19 protein-coding genes are annotated in these 17,404 nt (G+C 69.2%); 8 read left to right on the top strand and 11 right to left on the bottom strand.

The window, feature by feature from the left end; translation table 11 throughout:
* Positions 1–8 precede the first annotated feature (8 nt).
* The 6 genes from AU197_RS02130 (at position 9) to AU197_RS02105 (ending at position 4,643) form a co-directional block, all read left to right on the top strand.
* Positions 9–290, top strand: coding sequence for an acyl-CoA carboxylase epsilon subunit (locus tag AU197_RS02130; RefSeq protein ID WP_502687844.1), 282 nt, complete (start codon positions 9–11; stop codon positions 288–290).
* On the top strand, positions 287–928 hold the full coding sequence (locus AU197_RS02125; protein ID WP_064400709.1) for a Maf family protein: 642 nt from the start codon (positions 287–289) through the stop codon (positions 926–928). Before AU197_RS02130 ends, AU197_RS02125 begins: the two co-directional genes overlap by 4 nt.
* A 37-nt stretch (positions 929–965) precedes the next feature.
* Positions 966–1,853, top strand: coding sequence for a sulfurtransferase (locus AU197_RS02120; RefSeq protein ID WP_064400708.1), 888 nt, complete (start codon positions 966–968; stop codon positions 1,851–1,853).
* Between the two features lie 2 nt (positions 1,854–1,855).
* Positions 1,856–2,260, top strand: a complete 405-nt coding sequence (locus tag AU197_RS02115) for a SufE family protein (RefSeq protein ID WP_064400707.1) — start codon at positions 1,856–1,858, stop codon at positions 2,258–2,260.
* A 201-nt stretch (positions 2,261–2,461) separates the two neighbouring features.
* Positions 2,462–4,264: an acetyl-CoA carboxylase biotin carboxylase subunit gene (locus AU197_RS02110; protein WP_064400706.1), complete on the top strand. Its 1,803-nt coding sequence runs from the start codon at positions 2,462–2,464 to the stop codon at positions 4,262–4,264.
* Positions 4,265–4,313: 49 nt separating this feature from the next.
* A complete protein-coding gene (locus AU197_RS02105) occupies positions 4,314–4,643 on the top strand; it encodes a hypothetical protein (RefSeq protein ID WP_064400705.1) in 330 nt (109 codons plus the stop codon).
* A 12-nt stretch (positions 4,644–4,655) separates the two neighbouring features.
* Here the strand turns inward: AU197_RS02105 and AU197_RS02100 are convergent, their stop codons facing one another.
* Positions 4,656–5,186 (bottom strand): nucleotidyltransferase family protein, encoded by a 531-nt coding sequence (locus AU197_RS02100; RefSeq protein ID WP_082696451.1) that lies wholly within the window; start codon positions 5,184–5,186, stop codon positions 4,656–4,658.
* Between the two features lie 281 nt (positions 5,187–5,467).
* Between AU197_RS02100 and AU197_RS02095 the strand changes: the two genes are divergently transcribed.
* Positions 5,468–5,908: an STAS domain-containing protein gene (locus tag AU197_RS02095; protein WP_064400703.1), complete on the top strand. Its 441-nt coding sequence runs from the start codon at positions 5,468–5,470 to the stop codon at positions 5,906–5,908.
* Here AU197_RS02095 and AU197_RS02090 read toward each other — a convergent pair.
* Positions 5,879–6,601, bottom strand: coding sequence for an RNA polymerase sigma factor SigF (locus tag AU197_RS02090; RefSeq protein ID WP_502687849.1), 723 nt, complete (start codon positions 6,599–6,601; stop codon positions 5,879–5,881). The two genes, AU197_RS02095 and AU197_RS02090, sit on opposite strands and share 30 nt — an antisense overlap.
* 62 nt (positions 6,602–6,663) lie before the next feature.
* Positions 6,664–7,095, bottom strand: a complete 432-nt coding sequence (locus tag AU197_RS02085; protein ID WP_064400701.1) for an ATP-binding protein — start codon at positions 7,093–7,095, stop codon at positions 6,664–6,666.
* A 265-nt stretch (positions 7,096–7,360) separates the two neighbouring features.
* Here AU197_RS02085 and AU197_RS02080 point away from each other — a divergent pair, with 265 nt between their 5' ends.
* Positions 7,361–8,380, top strand: a complete 1,020-nt coding sequence (locus tag AU197_RS02080; protein WP_064400700.1) for a DNA topoisomerase IB — start codon at positions 7,361–7,363, stop codon at positions 8,378–8,380.
* Here the strand turns inward: AU197_RS02080 and AU197_RS02075 are convergent.
* From AU197_RS02075 to AU197_RS02040, 8 genes are read right to left on the bottom strand one after another with little or no spacing between them, the layout of a single operon-like run.
* Complete coding sequence (locus AU197_RS02075) at positions 8,374–9,672, bottom strand: UDP-glucose dehydrogenase family protein (RefSeq protein WP_064400699.1); 1,299 nt, start codon at positions 9,670–9,672, stop codon at positions 8,374–8,376. The genes AU197_RS02080 and AU197_RS02075 overlap by 7 nt on opposite strands.
* On the bottom strand, positions 9,669–10,610 hold the full coding sequence (locus AU197_RS26415; protein ID WP_064400698.1) for a glycosyltransferase family 9 protein: 942 nt from the start codon (positions 10,608–10,610) through the stop codon (positions 9,669–9,671). Before AU197_RS26415 ends, AU197_RS02075 begins: the two co-directional genes overlap by 4 nt.
* Positions 10,601–11,299 (bottom strand): SDR family oxidoreductase, encoded by a 699-nt coding sequence (locus tag AU197_RS02065; RefSeq protein ID WP_064400884.1) that lies wholly within the window; start codon positions 11,297–11,299, stop codon positions 10,601–10,603. The genes AU197_RS26415 and AU197_RS02065 overlap by 10 nt, the downstream gene beginning before the upstream one ends.
* Before the next feature lie 17 nt (positions 11,300–11,316).
* Positions 11,317–12,672 carry a D-glycero-beta-D-manno-heptose 1-phosphate adenylyltransferase gene (gene rfaE2, locus AU197_RS02060; protein WP_064400697.1) on the bottom strand — a complete coding sequence of 452 codons (1,356 nt, stop codon included), beginning with the start codon at positions 12,670–12,672 and terminating at the stop codon, positions 11,317–11,319.
* Positions 12,665–13,243: a D-sedoheptulose-7-phosphate isomerase gene (locus AU197_RS02055; protein WP_082696450.1), complete on the bottom strand. Its 579-nt coding sequence runs from the start codon at positions 13,241–13,243 to the stop codon at positions 12,665–12,667. Before AU197_RS02055 ends, rfaE2 begins: the two co-directional genes overlap by 8 nt.
* The gene (locus AU197_RS02050) at positions 13,240–14,259 is read right to left on the bottom strand and encodes a glycosyltransferase family 9 protein (RefSeq protein WP_064400696.1); all 1,020 of its coding nucleotides are present in this window, start codon (positions 14,257–14,259) and stop codon (positions 13,240–13,242) included. Before AU197_RS02050 ends, AU197_RS02055 begins: the two co-directional genes overlap by 4 nt.
* Complete coding sequence (locus AU197_RS02045) at positions 14,256–15,749, bottom strand: HAD-IIIA family hydrolase (protein ID WP_064400695.1); 1,494 nt, start codon at positions 15,747–15,749, stop codon at positions 14,256–14,258. The genes AU197_RS02050 and AU197_RS02045 overlap by 4 nt, the downstream gene beginning before the upstream one ends.
* Entirely contained in the window at positions 15,746–17,401 is a 1,656-nt protein-coding gene (locus AU197_RS02040; RefSeq protein ID WP_064400694.1) for a carbamoyltransferase family protein, read from the bottom strand. Before AU197_RS02040 ends, AU197_RS02045 begins: the two co-directional genes overlap by 4 nt.
* Positions 17,402–17,404 lie beyond the last annotated feature (3 nt).

The following is a 17,404-nucleotide window of genomic DNA, read 5'->3' as shown; positions in this document are numbered from 1 at the left end:
CAACTCCTGTGAGCGGGGCGAACAACGTGGAGGCCGACGTGGCGGTGACCGGTGAGCAGATCGCCGCGCCAGAAGATCACGAGGCGCACATCCAGGTCGTCAGGGGTGAGCCCAGCCAGGACGAACTCGCCGCCCTGATCGCGGTGCTCGCCGCCGCGTCGAGCGCGCCGTCCGAGCCGCGCGAGCAGGAAGAGAACCTCTGGGGTCATCCCGTGGACCGGCTGCGGTACACGCCGTTCAGCTGGCAGCGGGTGACGCTCGTGGAACGGGCACACATGCGCCGTCGATGACGCGCGTCGTCCTCGCCTCGGCGTCCTCCGGCCGTCGAAAAGTGTTGCGGCAGGCCGGAATCGATCCCCTGATCGTCGTGTCCGGTGTCGACGAGGACGCGGTTGTCGCCGAGCTCGACCACGCGGCGACACCCGCGCAGGTGACGGTCGCGCTCGCCGCGGCCAAGGCCGACGCCGTCGTCGCCGAACTCGATCCGGCGGTCGGCGCCGACTGCGTCGTGATCGGCTGCGATTCCATGCTGTTCCGCGACGGGACGTTGGTCGGCAAACCCGCATCGGCCGAGGCCGCACTGGCCGGCTGGCAGCAGATGGCAGGCTCCTCCGGCCAGCTCCACACGGGCCACTGCGTGATCAGGTTGCAGGACAACAGGATTGCGTGCCGGCTCGCTGAAGCCGAGGCCACCACGGTGCACTTCGCGTCGCCGTCGAGGAGCGATCTCGAGGCCTACGTCGCCAGCGGGGAGCCCACTGCGGTGGCCGGGGGCTTCACCCTCGACGGCCTCGGCGGCTGGTTCATCGAGGGTGTGCACGGTGACCCGTCGTCGGTGATCGGCATCGGCCTGCCCCTGGTCCGCGGCATGTTCGAGCGCGCCGGGCTGTCGCTGGCCGACCTCTGGCGCGACAACCCGGTCACCTGATCCCACAGGACACGCATGCCTCGGTAGGCTCGGGTTTGTGCCTCTACCTGCCGATCCAGACCCCGCCCTGCAGTCATACGCCCACCCCGAACGCCTGGTCACCGCCGACTGGTTGTCGGCGAACCTGGGCAGGCAGGGGCTGGCCATCGTCGAGTCCGACGAGGACGTACTGCTCTACGACACCGGCCACATACCGGGCGCCGTCAAGATCGACTGGCACACCGACCTGAACGATCCCCACGTGCGCGACTACATCACCGGCGAACAGTTCGCCGACCTGATGAACCGCAAGGGCATCTCCCGCGACGACACCGTGGTGATCTACGGCGACAAGAGCAATTGGTGGGCGGCTTACGCCCTCTGGGTGTTCACGCTGTTCGGCCACCCCGACGTACGCCTCCTCAACGGGGGCCGCGACCTGTGGATCTCCGACGGTCGCGAAACCACCCTTGACGTGCCGACCAAGACCAGCACCGGCTACCCCGTCGTCGAGCGGGACGACGCGCCGATCCGCGCGTTCAAGGAGGACGTACTCGACGCGCTCGGAAAGGCGCCCCTGATCGACGTCCGCTCGCCGCAGGAGTACACCGGGGAGCGCACCCATATGCCCGACTACCCCGAGGAAGGCGCGCTGCGGGGCGGCCACATACCCACCGCGCGTTCGATCCCGTGGGCCAAGGCCGCGGATGACAGCGGCCGATTCCGCAGCCGTACCGAACTCGAGGACCTGTACGGCTTCCTGACCCCTGACGACCAGACGATCGTCTACTGCCGCATCGGTGAACGTTCGAGCCACACCTGGTTCGTCCTGACCCACCTGCTGGGGCTGCCGGGGGTTCGCAATTACGACGGCTCGTGGACCGAGTGGGGCAACGCCGTGCGGGTGCCCGTCACCGCCGGGGAAGAGCCAGGCGACGCGCCGTGAGCATGCCGGCCGCGCTGGCGGAGGTGGTGTCGGACTTCAAGGAGGTGCAGGGGCAGGACAAGCTGCAACTGCTCCTGGAGTTCGCCAACGAGTTGCCTGCGCTGCCCGCCGACCTCGAAGAGGCCGCGATGGAACCGGTGCCCGAATGCCAGTCGCCGCTGTTCCTGCATGTCGACGCCGACAACCGCGAACATGTCCGGCTGTATTTCAGCGCGCCCGCCGAAGCGCCGACGACACGCGGGTTCGCCGCGATCCTGGCCGCGGGCCTGGACGACCACTCCGCCGACGAGATCCTGGCCGTGCCCGACGACTTCTACTCCGAACTGGGGCTGGCGGCGCTGATCAGCCCGCTGCGGCTGCGCGGGATGTCGGCGATGCTGGCCCGCATCAAGAAGCGGCTTCGCTGACGCCCACCGGGCGAGCGATCAGTGGTGTACAGGATGCGGCGTCGACGCCGTACCTGGATGAACGTTCGCGGATCTGTGGCAGCAACACCGGTTTATTACTCGCTGGTAAGGGACCAGCCCACGGGCACCTCGGCGACGCCGCATAAACTCCCTCCGTTACATTCTTAAAGACGTTTCTTAGACATGCCACCAGGAGGCGCAGTGCCCAGTCACGCCAGCTCGAAGATCTCCAAGGTGCTGGTCGCCAACCGCGGGGAGATCGCGGTCCGGGTGATCAGGGCCGCCAAGGACGCAGGGCTGCAGAGCGTGGCGGTGTACGCCGAACCCGACGCCGACGCACCTCACGTGCGACTCGCAGACGAGGCCTTCGCCCTGGGCGGGCAGACCTCGGCGGAGTCGTACCTGGTGTTCGAAAAGCTGCTCGACGCCGCTGAGAAGTCCGGAGCCAATGCGATCCACCCGGGCTACGGGTTCCTTTCCGAGAACGCGGATTTCGCGCAGGCGGTCCTCGACGCCGGCCTGATCTGGATCGGGCCCAGCCCGCAGTCGATCCGCGACCTCGGCGACAAGGTGACCGCCCGCCACATCGCCGCGCGCGCCAAGGCGCCGCTGGTGCCCGGCACCCCGGAGCCGGTCAAGGACGCCGACGAGGTCGTCGCGTTCGCCGAGGAGTACGGCGTGCCGATCGCGATCAAGGCCGCCTTCGGCGGCGGTGGCCGCGGTATGAAGGTGGCCCGCACGATCGAGGAGATCCCCGAACTGTACGAGTCGGCGGTCCGCGAGGCCGTTGCGGCGTTCGGCCGCGGTGAGTGCTTCGTCGAGCGCTATCTGGACAAGCCTCGCCACGTCGAAGCGCAGGTCATCGCCGACCAGCACGGCAACGTCGTCGTGGCGGGCACCCGGGACTGCTCGCTGCAGAGGCGGTTCCAGAAGCTGGTCGAGGAGGCGCCCGCGCCGTTCCTGACCGATGCTCAGCGCAAAGAGATCCACGAGTCGGCCAAGCGCATCTGCAAGGAGGCCGGTTACTACGGCGCCGGCACCGTCGAGTACCTCGTCGGCCAGGACGGGCTGATCTCGTTCCTCGAGGTGAACACCCGTCTGCAGGTCGAGCATCCGGTGACCGAAGAGACGTCGGGCATCGACCTGGTGCGCCAGCAGTTCCGCATCGCCAACGGCGAACCGCTCGACATCACCGAGGATCCGGCTCCTCGCGGCCACTCCATCGAGTTCCGCATCAACGGCGAGGACGCCGGTCGCGGCTTCCTGCCCGCCCCCGGCCCGGTCACCAAGTTCGTGCCGCCGACCGGTCCCGGCGTGCGGCTGGACTCCGGCGTCGAGTCCGGTTCGGTCATCGGCGGTCAGTTCGACTCGATGCTGGCCAAGCTGATCGTCACCGGCGCCACCCGCCAAGAGGCCCTCGAGCGGTCCCGTCGCGCGCTCGACGAGTTCACCGTCGAGGGCCTGGCCACGGTCATCCCGTTCCACCGGGCGGTCGTCTCCGACCCCGCGTTCATCGGCGACGACAACGGTTTCACGGTGCACACTCGCTGGATCGAGACCGAGTGGGACAACACCATCGAGCCGTTCACCGGTGGCGATCCGATCGAGGAAGAGGACACCGTGCCGCGCCAGACCGTGGTCGTCGAGGTCGGCGGTCGCCGGCTCGAGGTGTCGCTGCCCGGGGACCTGGCGCTCGGCGGTGGCGGCGGTGCGGGAGCCTCCGGTTCCAATGTCGTCCGCAAGAAGCCCAAGGCCCGCAAGCGTGGGGGCGGCGGCGGAGCGGCGGCGTCCGGTGACGCCGTGACCGCACCGATGCAGGGCACCGTGGTCAAGGTCGCCGTCGAGGAGGGCCAGGAGGTCTCCGCCGGTGACCTCGTCGTGGTGCTCGAGGCGATGAAGATGGAGAACCCGGTCACCGCGCACAAGGACGGCACGATCACCGGCCTGGCGGTCGAGCCCGGCGCGGCGATCACCCAGGGGACCGTCCTGGCCGAGATCAAGTGATTTCGGTGCGCAAGCGAGCGCGCAGCGAGCGTTAGCGCACCCAAATCGCATGGAGCCCGTCGAGATCAACGCCGGCGCGTGGTATCTGCGCGCGCCGCGCGATGACGACCTGATCGACGACGGTCCTGCCCTCGCCCAGATGGGTGAGACCGATCCCGGCTACATCGCCCGCTGCCGCGCCCAGTGGTCGTCCGACACCGCATACACCTGGGCGGTGTGCGAACCGACCACCGGCGAGATGCTCGCCGAGATCAGGCTCGACCCACAGGCTGCGCTACTGCGCACGCGGTTCCGCGACGGCTACGCCGACGCGGCGGCGATCGCCGAACATTCGGTGCGCCGCTTCGCGACGGCGATGCTGGGCCTCACGATCGGCTGATTGCCAACCCGCCTAACGGACGTCGATGTCGCGGCCCGTCGCCAGATCCGCGCAATCAACCACCACGACGTCGTCGCGGCCGGCCAGAAACGATCGTGCCCCCGCGTCGCCGCGGACCTCGTCCAGCAGCGCCGCCCAGTGCCTGCGCGCGATCACCACCGGGTGTCCGGGCGCCTGCCCGTAGCGGGCGCGGGCCAGACCCGAATCCGATGCGGTCGCAGCTCGTAGAACCCGGCGCACCACATCGGCGCCGACGTCGGGCGTATCGACGGTGTGCAGCACCGCGAAGTCGGCCTCGACCGCCGACAACCCGGCCCGCAGCGAAGCCGACAGCCCGTCCGCCCAGGCCTCGGCGAAAACGGCGCGCGCGGGCGGCGGAACCTCGACCATCGCAGCGCCCAGCACCACCACCACGTCGTCGCATCCACCGGCGTGCAGGGCCTGCACTGCCGCATTAAGCCATTCACCTTGCGCTGCAAGCACTTTGGGCATCCCATAGCGGGTGCCGGCACCGGCGGCCAGCAGGACACCCGCAATCGTCATGCCATCAGTGTCCGACGTGGGTCGAGTTTCGACAAATTTGCCGTTCATCGGCTCTTACCGACGCTCTGACCAGTGGCTAAGACCGTGATAACGATTTCGATTGTGCATGTTCAGTGAGCGGCGTAGGGTTCATTGCAGGTTGAGTTCACAGCCGAGCTGGAACGTCATCGACGTGCAAGGGCAGAACTCCCGCCTCTGCTGCGAAGGCTTTGAATACGCAGGGCCCCAAATTTTTGACGTGAACCACAGTCCGAATCGCGCATTGACTGATGGAGTCACAAATGTCTATTTCTCATATCTCCGGGTCCATTCCCGAAGCGCAAGTCGTTGAAACCCGCGACTGCCACACCGCGTACTTCGCGACCCGTCGGCCGCGACCCGATACCGCGATCGTCGCCGCGCACGGTGAGATCGACGCCGCGAACTCGCGGGCGTTCGTCGACTATGCGATGCGCGACGCCGCACAGCTCGAGCGCCTCGTCATCGACCTCTCGGGTGTCGAATTCTTCGGCACCGCAGGTTTTTCCGCGCTGCACACGCTCAACGTGCGCACCGCGGGAGAGAAGATCGAGTGGGCCATGGTGCCGAGCGCGTCGGTCAGCCGGCTGCTACGCATCTGCGATCCGGACGCCGCATTGCCCGTGTGCGACAGCCTCGAGTCGGCGCTGTCGAGCGCAGGTGAGGTCAAACCGCTACTGAAGCTGGTCCCGAAGTCTGGCTAGGGATTTCGCGAGCAATCGCGACACGTGCATCTGTGAGATGCCCACGCGCTCGGCGATCTGCGTCTGGGTGAGGGACTCGAAGAAGCGCAGCAACAACACCGTTCGTTCCCGCTCCGGCAGCGCAGCGAGCAACGGTCGCAGTGCTTCCCGGTTCTCGATCTGGTCGAGACCAAGGTCGACGTCGCCCAGTGTGTCGGCGATCGCGGGGGCGTCCTCGGTTCCGCTGCCGCCGCTGTCGATCGACAGCGTGTTGTAGGAGCTGCCGGCGACCAGGCCCTCGACGACCTCGTCGCGGTCCATGCCCAGTTCCGCAGCCAGTTCCGATGCCGTCGGGGCGCGGCCGAGCCGCTGTGACAACTCCGCGGTGGCGGCGCCGAGTCGCAGATGGAGTTCCTTGAGCCGCCGCGGCACCTTGACCGACCAGCTGTTGTCGCGGAAATGACGTCGGACTTCGCCCATGATGGTGGGCACCGCGAACGAGACGAAGTCCGAGCCGGCCTCGACGTCGAAGCGGATCACCGCGTTGACCAGTCCGACGCGGGCCACCTGGACGAGGTCTTCGCGCGGCTCGCCGCGGCCGTCGAAGCGGCGCGCGATGTGGTCGGCCAGGGGTAGGCAGCGCTCGACGATGCGGTCTCGCTGCCGCTGAAACTTCGGCGAGTCCTCCGGCACACTCTTCAGCTCGCGGAACATGTCGGCGACATCCGCGTACTCAGAGTTCGAACGCGACGACGAACCCTGTGACGTCGACGGCGTCACTGCAGCGTCGCTCGTCTCGTCGTCATGGAGATCCCGAACACCTGGGCGTTCTCGGGCCCCTGTCCGTTCTCAAAGGTCTTCACCTCGTCGGTCAGTGAGCTCAGCACGTGCCAGCTGAAGCTGCCCGGCGCCAGGATGTCGGAGTTCTTGCATGTGGTCGACGCGTCGATGATGACGGCGTCCTCGCGCGGCTCGATGACGAGCAGCAGCACGGAGTTGGGTACCGCGGATCGGATCAGCCTGGTACAGGCCTCGTCGACCGCGAGACGCAGGTCGGCGACGGCATCGAAGTCCAGATCCTCGAAGGTCGCCACGGCGGCGACCAGGGTGCGCAGAACCGCAAGGTTCTCGAGCTCGGCGGCGACCCGGAGTTCCACCGACCGCGCGCCGTGCCCGTGCCCGTTGTTCTTGTTGGCGACGTCGGCCATTTGACCTCCCGGCAATGTCGAAGCGAGGTTACCCCAGGTCGGATCCCACCTAACCACGAGTACTCCGGCGACCCGGCGACGGCGACGTGTGCCACACGCCGGCGCGGGTATTTACCCGGTCATGGAGACGTTCCCACCCCGTAGGCCTCGGTCCGGGCCGATGAAACAGCGAACACGACTGTGACGAGCGGCGTTCTGATGGCGCGACGAAGTAAGGCTTCTCCATGGTGCGGGTTCAATACCCCTGTGCGCTCAGGGACCAAACATGCGACTTCGCCGTAGCGTCGTCAGCGGCCCCGGTCTGCGTCGGTTGCGTCGCGGTCGCGGGTTCTCCTACCACCATCCCGACGGCAGCCCGGTCACCGACGAGAAGACCCTGCAGCGCATCAAGGAGCTCGTCATCCCGCCGGCCTGGAAAAAGGTATGGATCTGCCCCTATCCCAACGGCCACATCCAGGCGGTCGGTACCGACGCCGCGGGCCGGCGCCAATACCTGTACCACCAGAGGTGGCAGGAGGAGCGCAACGAGGAGAAGTTCGACCGGGTCCTGGAGATGTCGGCCGCGCTGCCGGAGATGCGCAGGCGCATCGCCGCGGACATGCGCAGCCGCGGCCTGCACCGCGACCGCGTGCTCGCACTCGCCCTGCACCTGGCCGACCTCGGCTACTTCCGGTCGGGTTCGGAGCAGTACGCAGAGGAGAACAACTCGTACGGCATCGCGACGCTGCTGTGCGAGCACGTGAAGGTGCAGCGCAACGCGATCGAGTTCGACTTCCCCGCCAAGAGCGGGGTGCGGCGCACGCTGCTCATCGACGATCCCGAAGCGGTCCGCTCGGTTCGTGCGCTGATGCGCCGCCCGGAGCGCACCGAGCGATTGCTGGTGTGCCGCAACGGTTCAACCTGGATCGACATCCACGCCGACGACCTGAACACCCGGTTCAAGGAACTGGTCGGGGATCGGTACACGGTCAAGGATCTGCGCACGTGGCACGGCACGGTGCTGGCGGCGGCAGCATTCGTCGACGCCGACCCGCCCGTCAACAAGACCGTGATCAAGCGGGTCGAGTCCGCGGTGATGAAGGAGGTCGCCGAGGAACTCGGCAACACGCCCGCGGTGGCACGCGGGTCATACGTCGACCCGCGGGTAGTCCAGGGCTACGAATCCGAGCTCACGATCGCCGCGGCCGTCCGCCGCGCCGCGAAGGCCAAAACCCTCGCAGAACGTCAGGAGGTGCTCGACCGCGGCACGGCGCGCCTCATCCGCAAAGTCGCCAAAGGTCAATAGCCCGAGGGGGTTCCGTTACCCAGGTAGGTCAATCCGGCCTCGCTGAGCAACGCCCGGTCGAGCAGGTTGCGGGTGTCGACGACGACGGCGCCGGGCGCGTGCTCTCCGATCAGGGCCCAGTCGAGTTCCCGAAACTCGGGCCATTCGGTGAGCACGATGATTGCGTCGGCGTCCTTGGTGGCCAGGTACGGATCGTCGACCGCCACGATTGACGATGCCCGCAGCCGCGTGTGATCCATCGCGTCCAAACGCGGGTCGTAGCCCGTGACCTGCGCACCGGCGCGCCCCAGGTCGCCGCAAACGGTCAACGCCGGGGAATCGCGCACGTCACTGGTGCCGGCCTTGAAGGTCAGGCCCAGGGCGGCGACACGGGCTTCGCCGAGCGGAGTGACCACTTCTCGGCGCAGGGTCGACACGATGCGCGCGGACTGCGTGGAGTTGGTCAGGCGGGCCGAGTCGATCTCCGGCAGCTCTACACCCGCGACCCGTCCGGTGTGCAGGATGGCTGAGGTGTCCTTGGGCAGGCAAGACCCGCCCCACCCCGGGCCCGGCTGCAGGAAGTGCGGGCCGATGCGCACGTCGGCGCCCATGCAGCGGATCACGTCGGTGACGTCGGCGCCCATGTGCGCACACAGCCGTGCCAGCGAGTTGGCGTAGGAGATCTTCACCGCGAGAAACGCGTTGCTGGCGTACTTCGCCAACTCGGCGCTCTCCGGGCTCATCCGGAAGGTCTGCGTGTGGTTGCCGTACACGCGCGACACCAGATCGGCTGCGTCGGGGTCCACGGCCCCGATCACGATGCGGTCCGGGTTGCGGAAGTCGTAAATGGCGTGGCTCTCGCGGAGAAACTCGGGGTTGGAGACCGCGCGGATGCCGGCGCCCTCCACCCGGCGCGCGATCCGCCGGGTGGTGCCGACCGGAACCGTCGACTTGAGCACCAGCACCGAGTCCGGTCGCAGCACGGTGACGAGCCGCGCGACCGCCGCGTCGACCGCCGACAGGTCGGCCGATCCGTCCGATCCGCTCGGCGTCGGCACGCAGACAAACACCACGTCGCAGTCGGCCAATTCGCGGTATGCGACGGTGAATTCGAGGTTCTCGGTCTCAAGGCCTTGGCGCAGCAGCTCGGGGAGGCCCGGTTCGTCGAGTAGCGGCACACCGCTGCGGAGCTGTTCGACCCGCCCGGCGTCCACATCGACGCACACCGTGTGGTGGCCCCGCTCGGCCAGGCACACCGCGGTCGTCAGCCCGACGTAACCCGCGCCGATCACACCCGTGCGAATGGCGTTCATGCGCAGTCCTTCAGCAGCCTCTCGCTGGCGTCGAGGACGCGGCCGACCGTGATCAGCAAGAGCCCACTGTGGGGGCGGTCGGCGTGGGGGTCGCCCCTGTCGCCGGCCCAGACCGCGATGTGCGGACCCGATCCCCTGGGCCCCCACCGGTTCGGTGGTGTCGGACCGAACAGCAGCACCGACGGAGTGCCGGTCGCGGTCGCGATGTGTCCGACGCCGGTGTCGCCACAGATCAACAAGCGGCAATCGTGGATCAGCGCGACGAGTTCGAGCAGGCCGAGAGTGCCTGCGAGGACGGCTGATCGGGGCAGGCCGGCGGCGTCGGCCACCGACGTCGCGAGGTCGACTTCGCGGTCGTCGCCGGTGATGACCACGTCGTGCCCGCGGTTGCGCAGTGCGCCGGCCACTTCCGCGAACCGCTCCGGTGGCCATCGCCGCGCGGCGTATGCGGCACCGGGGTGGATCACGACGGCGGACGACCGATCCGGATAGCCGGGCGGCCGTGGTATCACCAGATCCTCGGGGTTGCAGGGTATCCCGGCCCATTCGAGCAGGGTGCACCAGCGGTCGACCTCATGGAGATCGGCGCGCCATCGTGGCCCGTCGACGCCGGGGAAGGCGGAGTGGCGGTGGCTGATCAAGGCTCGGGGGCGCATCGCGAGCAGGTCGGCGATGCTCTCGGGGCCACTGCCGTGCAGGTTCACGGCAAGGGCAGGCGGCTCGTGGCGGGGTCGGAGCCGACCGAGGCCGGGCGTCGGGTCGAGCTCGTCGACCGCGCCGGAGAGCATCGCCAGATCTCGATACCGCTCGGGCGCGGCGAGCGCGATGTGCGCGTCTGGGTACGCGCGCCGCAGACCGCGCAGCGCCGGGATCCCGGTGAGCAGATCGCCGAGGCCCAACGCGCGCAAGACCAGAACGGTGGCGGGGCTCACGGCCACGAAGACTCCGTCGAGGCGCACACCACGAGCTCGCGGACCTCGCAGCCCGTTGGCTGGGACAGCGCGAACACCACGGTGTCGGCGACGTGCTCGGGCTGGTTCAGCTTGGCGTCCGGCGGCGGCTTGTACTGCTCGTCGCGGTTGTCGAAGAACGCCGTGTGCATACCGCCGGGGATCAGCGTCGTCACTCCCACCTCCCCCGCCAGTTCTGCGGCCAACGCACGGGAGAATCCGATGACCCCGAATTTGGAGGCGCAGTACGCGGTCGCGTCGCTGACGGCCTTGATCCCCAATGTGGATGCGCACGTGACGATCCGGCCGCCCGTGTTCCTCAGGTAGGGCAATGCCGAGCGGATCACCGCCGCGGTGCCCAGCAGGTTGACGTGGATGACGCGTTCCCAGTCCTTGACCGCGACATCGGAGAGCTTGCCGCACATGTCGGTGCCTCCGGCGGTGAACACGCCGTGAATCTGACCGCCGGCCTGCTCGGCGAGCGTGCGCACCGCGGCGTCGACGGCCCCGGTGTCGGCGAGGTCGGCGCGCGCGAAGGCCACTCCCGGTTTCGGGTCGTTGCGGTCGATCACCAGCGGTGTACCACCCTGGCGTGCAACGGCTTCCGCCGTAGCCGCGCCGAGTCCCGACGCACCACCGGTGATGATGATGTTGCCCAGAGCGATTCCCAGAGCCATTGAGGATTCCTTTCTGTTCACGACCGCGCTGCCGCGATCAGGTTCGACGACGAGTAACCGGCGACGGTCGGCAGCAGCACGACCTCGCCGCCGTGGCGGCGGACCACGCCGGCCTCGGGGAGGTCGGCCTCGGTGTAGTCGCCACCCTTGACCCAGACATCGGGCCGCAGTTGCTCCAGCACCGCTTCGGGTGAGCGTTCGTCGAAGACGACGACGGCGTCGACGCATGCCAGCGCGGCCAGCACCCGCGCCCTGTCCCGATCGGCGACGACGGGTCGCCGCGGGCCCTTCAGCGCCCGAACGGAAGCATCGGAGTTGAGCAGCACCACCAGCGCGTCGCCGAGATCGCGGGCCTGCCGCAACAGCCGGACGTGGCCGGTGTGCAGCAGGTCGAAGCACCCTCCGGTCGCGACCAGCCTGCCCCCGCGGCGGCGCAGCCGGTCCCGGACCTCGGCGATGTCCCCGGTGATGGCCGTCGACGTTGCGGCCGAGGGTGTTCCGCCGATCGAGTCCGCGCTCGACACGCCGACCGCGCCGCCCGCGGCGACGAATCTGCCGGCGGCGTCCACCGCGTCGGCGACGGCGTCGTGGATGTCCTTACCCGCGGCGAGCGCGATGGTGGCCGCGATTGCGAATCGGTCCCCCGCGCCGCAGGTGTCGCCGTGCCCGGACCGCGCGACCGCATCCTGCACCGGGTGATGCGCGTTGCCGGTGTCGGTGGCGACCAGTGCCCCCTTCGAGCCCAGGGTGACGCACACCGCGCGTGCGGCCCACCGCTCGCGCAGCGACTCCGCCGAGCGTCCCGCCGCCTCGTCTTGGTTCGGCGTGACCAGCCAGCAACCGGGAACCGGCTCGCTGCCGCGGGGATGCGGGTCCCACACCGTCGGCACCCGCTGCGCGGTCCACGCGAGCAGTTCGCGGATCCCCGTGTGCGCAGTGACGCCGCGTCCGTAATCGGCCACGCAGACGGCGCCGGCCTCACCGAGGAGGTCGGAGACCTCGGCAGGCGGCGGTGTGCCCGCTGCGGAACCGTCGCCGCGGTCGAGCCGCAGCATCGACTGCCCGGCCGCCCGAATCCGGGTCTTGCACACCGTGCTTCCGGTCAGCTTCAGCGCGATGAGCCGCACACCCGCGTCGGCCAACAGGTCGGTCAACGCCTGACCGTCGGCGTCGTCGCCGATCGCGGTCACCAGCACCACGTCGAATCCCGTGCGAGCGGCGAGCACCGCGGCCAGCCCGGCACCGCCGGGGCGGCGCCAGATCCGTTCGACGTCGACCACCGGTACCGGCGCCTCGGGGCTGAGCCGCGTTGCGGAGCCCTCGATGTCGAGGTCGAGCATCGAATCGCCGATGATCACCAGGGGCCTATTCATGTGACGCCCCCAGCAGTACCTCGTCGACGGCGATGCACAGCGCGTGCACGAGCAGGAGGTGGATCTCCTGCACGGTCGCGGTGGTCGGCGCTTCCACGCAGACCGCGTCGTCGCACATGGCGGCGAGGGCGTTCGGTTGCGGTCCCGTGAACGCCCATGTGGTCAGGCCGGTTTCGTGCGCGGCCTTGACGGCGGCGAGCACATTCGCGCTCGTACCGCTGGTCGACAGTGAGACAAGCACGTCCCCTGGCCGCCCGTGTGCCCGCACGCCCCTGGCGAACATCTCGTCGACGCCGTAATCGTTGGCGATGGCCGTGAGCGCAGAGGTGTCGGCGTGCAACGAGATCGCCGACATCGGCATCCGCTCGTTGTGGAAACGGCCGACCAGTTCGGCGGTCAGATGTTGCGCCTCGGCGGCGCTGCCGCCGTTGCCGCACGCCAGGAGTCGGCCGCCGGTGGTGAGCGCGTCAGCGAGCCGCCGACCCCATGCTGCCAGCTTGGGCGCTTCGGGTGCGATGTGATCGGCCGCATGTGACAGTGCGCAGATGTGCGTCTGGATCGTCGTAATCATTGCCGTCCTCCAATTCGGTTGACCGCGTGGAGCAGTTCGTCGTCGGTGATGCCGTCGAGACACGGATGGCCCGCCACCGGGCATACGCGGGCGCGGGTGAGGCGGCACGGAGCCTGCTGGTCACCGAGGCGAACAACGGTGGCGCCGTACGGGCTCCACTGCGAGGCAGGTACGACGGGAGCGAAGAGGGAGACCACGGGCGTGCCGACGGCCGCGGCGAGGTGCGCGGGCCCGGTGTTGGGCGCGATCACCACGCGCGCGGCGGCGTAGACGGCCGCCAACGTGTCGAGGGTGGTGCGTCCTCCGAGGTCGAGGGCGATGTCCCCGGCGACGGCCGCAGTGAGGTCGCGTTCGGCGGGGTCGCCGGTGACCACGACCCGGTTTCCCGCACCGACGAGGGCTTCGATCATTCGGGCGCTGCGTTCTGGAGTCGGTCGGCGTGCGGGCACGGCGGCACCGGGATGGAAGACGACAAAGGGCTTGTCGCCCAGCGTTTCCGCGAGCTCCGGCGCCAGGGGCGGCGGTCGGTGCACCCGCAGTGCTCCCTCGTCGTCGGCGGGCAAGTTGCAGCCGGCGGCCCGGGCCAGTGACAGCGCGCGCTCCGGTTCGGGTATGCCATCCGGTACGTGGTGGCGCAGGTCGAGCAGTGTCCCCGGATAGTCCTCGCTGATCGCCCCGACCCACGGCACCGAGGCCATTCGGCAGATCAACGCCAGCGGCAGCGGCGACTGGTGAAACGACGTGAAGACGTAGACCCGTTCGGGGGCAAGGTCGCGCAATTGTTTGACCAGAGCCTCGACGTGTCCCGCGGTCAACGCGGGTGACTCGAAGTCCACCCACGGCGCCTGCCACTCGATGACCTCGTCGACGCCGGGCAGCAGTTCGGCGGCGGCCCGCCCGCGCGGACCGGCGAGAAAGGTGACCGCGTCGTGCGTTTGCGCTACGGCGCGGACCGCGGGACCGGTGATCAACACATCCCCGGCGCTGTCCAGACGCGCAACGACCGCCCTGCTCATCGGCGCTCCCTCAGCACCATCGAGACCGCCTCGTCGAGGGTCGTCGCCACCCGCGCCTTCATCCGGGCCTCGCCGATCTCGTGGACAAGCGTGCGCGCCGTGGGCACCAGGATCGCGTCGGCGCCCGCGGCCAGCGCTGCGTCGACGTCCCCGCCGGTGTCGCCGATCATCACGCACCGGGACGGGGGGACGCCGAGCGCGGCAGCGGCGTCCTCCACCATGCCGGGAGACGGCTTGCGGCAACGGCATCCGTCCTCGGCGTCGTGTACGCACAGGTGCCAGGAATCGAACGGACCCAGCGCCGCGTCGACCTCGGCGTTGACGGCTCGGAGTTGCTCGGCGCTGATCAACCCTCTCGCCACCCCGGACTGATTGCTCACGACGGCCAGCGGTAACCCCTTGCTGCGCAATCGATTCAATGCGCGCACGGCTCCCGGCAGCGGGCGAACCCCGGCCGGATCGTTGAGATAGGGTCCGTCCGCGATGATCGTGTCGTCACGGTCGAGCAACACCGCCAGCGGCGGGTCGGGCCGCGACGCGCGAAACTGCCACTCACCGGCCAACCGGTGCCACACCGCGACCGGCGGGATCAGGGCGCTGGTGAGCACCACGCGACCGGCCTCGGTGACGGATCGCGGTCCGGGCCAGATTCGGCGGGCGGCGAACTCCGCCGTCAGCGACGCCCAGACCGCACCGGCGGTGCGTGCGACGCGCCACCGACCCATTAGCGTGCTCAGCACCGCGACGCCGGCGGCGGCGGTGGCCACGGAATGCGCCGGTAGGCGGCCTCGGCCCTCACCGATTTGCGAGCGCCACCTCCTGCCGAATTTACGGCGCAACAGCGCGTTGTCACGGTTGCCGATTTGTGCGCGCACGCTGCTCATCAGCGTGGCAGTCGCGACGGGATGGGTGCAACGGCGGGCTCCGCGGACGATAGTGTTGCCGCCCTGGGTGATTCGCAGGGCGATGTCCGAATCCTCGCGGTACGCCCGGGGGAACCGCTCGTCGAATCCACCGACGGCGACCAGGACATCGCGCCGAAACGCCATATCGGCGGTGATCCACTTGGCCTCCGCGAGGCGCTGGGTGCGACGCTCGTCGTCGGTGGCTTTGCGGCCGCCCACCCGCGGCACCTCGATCACGGCCTGCGATCCGGCCGCCGCCTCCACTTCGGCCTTCGCCAGATCTTCGGAGACCGCAGCGAACCAATTCGACTGCGGGACAACGTCGTCGTCGAGAAAGCAGATCCAGTCGGCTCCGGCGGCGCGCCATCCCGTGTTGCGCGCCGCCGCGGGCCCTCGCCCGCCGCTTCGCAGCACCGTGACCGGAAGCCGCGACGTCACCTCCAGCGCGCCGTCCGGATCAGGCCGGTCGTCGACGACGATCACCGCGGTCGGTGCCGGTCCGGCCGAACCGTCGAGTTCTGCGAGCAGCCGGTACAGCGACGAACGGCCCACCGTCGGCACGACGACTGCGAACGCCGGCGTCATCCGGGCCTCCTCACGAGGAACGGCCCGATCGCGAGCACGTCGATCGGGGCGCTGCCGAAGCACTCGAGCGCGTCGCGCGGGCTGTCCACCATGGGGCGCCCGGCCGTGTTGAAACTGGTGTTGACGATCACCGGGACGCCGGTGCGGACAGCGAACCGGCTGATCGTGGCGTGCAGCAGCGGGTGGCTGCGATCGACGGTCTGGATGCGGGCCGTGCCGTCGACGTGGGTGACGGCGGGAATGCGGTCGCGCCATTGGGCGGCGACCTCGTGCACGAACAACATGTACGGGCTCGGGATCGGCCCGCCGGAGAAGATCTCGGCGGCGCGCTCGGCCAGCACCATCGGTGCGACGGGTCGGAACTGTTCGCGGCCCTTCACGGTGTTGAGCCGCTCCAAATTCTCGATCCGCCGGGGATCGGCGAGCAGTGAGCGCTGACCGAGCGCGCGGGGGCCGAACTCGGCGCGGCCCTGGAACCAGCCGACGAGCTTGTTGTCGGCCAACGCGTCTCCGATCGCGGCGGCCAGATCGGCGGGCCGCTCGTGCGGTATCGCCGCCTCGGTCAGCACCGCTTCGATCTCGTCATCGGAGAACCCGCGACCCAACGCCGCCGACGGCATCGGCGCGATCGGCTCGCCGTTCTCCCCCGCCAGCGCAAGCGCCGCGCCCAGCGCCGTTCCCGAGTCACCGGCCGCGGGCTGCACCCACACCCTCGAGAAGCCGCCACGGCTGTAGATCTTCGAATTCGCCACGCAGTTGAGCGCGACTCCGCCGGCCAGGCAGAGGCTTTCGTGATCAGTGCGCTCACGCAGCCACCCGACCAGCTCGAGCAGCACCTCCTCAACGACCGTCTGGACACTGCACGCCAGATCGGCGTGCTCCGGTTCGGGGCGGTCGAGCGCGTGTCCCTTGCCGGCGCCGGGCCCCCGGGCCGGCGTGATCACGTTCCAGTCCACCGGTTCGGTGCGAAAACCTCCCTCGCCGCAGGCGTAGACGGCTTCGCGGAACCTGTCGGCGAACCGCGGCGTTCCGTAGGACGCCATCGCCATCACCTTGTACTCGTCGCTCGACCGCTTGAATCCGAGGTGCTCGGTGAGACTTTCGTAGAACAGACCCAGCGAGTGCGGCAACGCCTGTGTCGCGAGCACGTCGAGCTTGTGGTCACGGTAACTCCCGGCGAGCATCGAGGACCGCTCGCCGCGGCCGTCGACGACGAGCACCGCGCAGTCGGGGTGCGGGGAGGCCAGCGCTGTCGATGCGGCGTGCGCGACGTGATGGCGGACGTGGCGCACGATGCCGGGGTCGAGGCCGGGCAGCGCGGACCGAAGGAAGCGCGGGGCGCGCTCGGCGTAGAGCGTGCGCAGGTACTCCCAGTCGCGGTCCAAACCGCTTAGGTTCTCGGCGGACTCGTCCATCAGGCGGGGGTCGTACGAATAGCCGACCAGGTCCAGATCGGACGGCTTCAACCCGGCCTGTTCGAGGCACCACCGCGCCGACTCCACGGGCAACTCCCACGTCGAGAACGGCACGGCCTGCTTACCGTGCTTGCGTCGGGTGAATCGCTCCTCCTCGGCGGCCGCGACGATCTGACCGTCGATCACCAGCGCGGCAGCCGGGTCGTGAAATACTGCGTTGACTCCCAGGATGCGCATGGC

Origin of the sequence: Mycobacterium sp. IS-1590, assembly GCF_001500025.1 — a bacterium.
Lineage (GTDB): Bacteria > Actinomycetota > Actinomycetes > Mycobacteriales > Mycobacteriaceae > Mycobacterium.
This window is presented reverse-complemented; position numbering and strand designations above follow the sequence as displayed.

Bases quoted from the DNA above. Each gene is read 5' to 3' on its own strand.
- AU197_RS02125 (WP_064400709.1), top strand. From the start codon at position 287: ATGACGCGCGTCGTCCTCGCCTCGGCGTCCTCCGGCCGTCGAAAAGTG.
- AU197_RS02115 (WP_064400707.1), top strand. From the start codon at position 1,856: ATGCCGGCCGCGCTGGCGGAGGTGGTGTCGGACTTCAAGGAGGTGCAG.
- AU197_RS02105 (WP_064400705.1), top strand. From the start codon at position 4,314: ATGGAGCCCGTCGAGATCAACGCCGGCGCGTGGTATCTGCGCGCGCCG.
- AU197_RS02100 (WP_082696451.1), bottom strand. From the start codon at position 5,186: ATGACGATTGCGGGTGTCCTGCTGGCCGCCGGTGCCGGCACCCGCTAT.
- AU197_RS02095 (WP_064400703.1), top strand. From the start codon at position 5,468: ATGTCTATTTCTCATATCTCCGGGTCCATTCCCGAAGCGCAAGTCGTT.
- AU197_RS02090 (WP_502687849.1), bottom strand. From the start codon at position 6,601: ATGTTCCGCGAGCTGAAGAGTGTGCCGGAGGACTCGCCGAAGTTTCAG.
- AU197_RS02085 (WP_064400701.1), bottom strand. From the start codon at position 7,095: ATGGCCGACGTCGCCAACAAGAACAACGGGCACGGGCACGGCGCGCGG.
- AU197_RS02080 (WP_064400700.1), top strand. From the start codon at position 7,361: ATGCGACTTCGCCGTAGCGTCGTCAGCGGCCCCGGTCTGCGTCGGTTG.
- AU197_RS02075 (WP_064400699.1), bottom strand. From the start codon at position 9,672: ATGAACGCCATTCGCACGGGTGTGATCGGCGCGGGTTACGTCGGGCTG.
- AU197_RS02065 (WP_064400884.1), bottom strand. From the start codon at position 11,299: ATGGCTCTGGGAATCGCTCTGGGCAACATCATCATCACCGGTGGTGCG.
- rfaE2 (WP_064400697.1), bottom strand. From the start codon at position 12,672: ATGAATAGGCCCCTGGTGATCATCGGCGATTCGATGCTCGACCTCGAC.
- AU197_RS02055 (WP_082696450.1), bottom strand. From the start codon at position 13,243: ATGATTACGACGATCCAGACGCACATCTGCGCACTGTCACATGCGGCC.
- AU197_RS02050 (WP_064400696.1), bottom strand. From the start codon at position 14,259: ATGAGCAGGGCGGTCGTTGCGCGTCTGGACAGCGCCGGGGATGTGTTG.
- AU197_RS02045 (WP_064400695.1), bottom strand. From the start codon at position 15,749: ATGACGCCGGCGTTCGCAGTCGTCGTGCCGACGGTGGGCCGTTCGTCG.
- AU197_RS02040 (WP_064400694.1), bottom strand. From the start codon at position 17,401: ATGCGCATCCTGGGAGTCAACGCAGTATTTCACGACCCGGCTGCCGCG.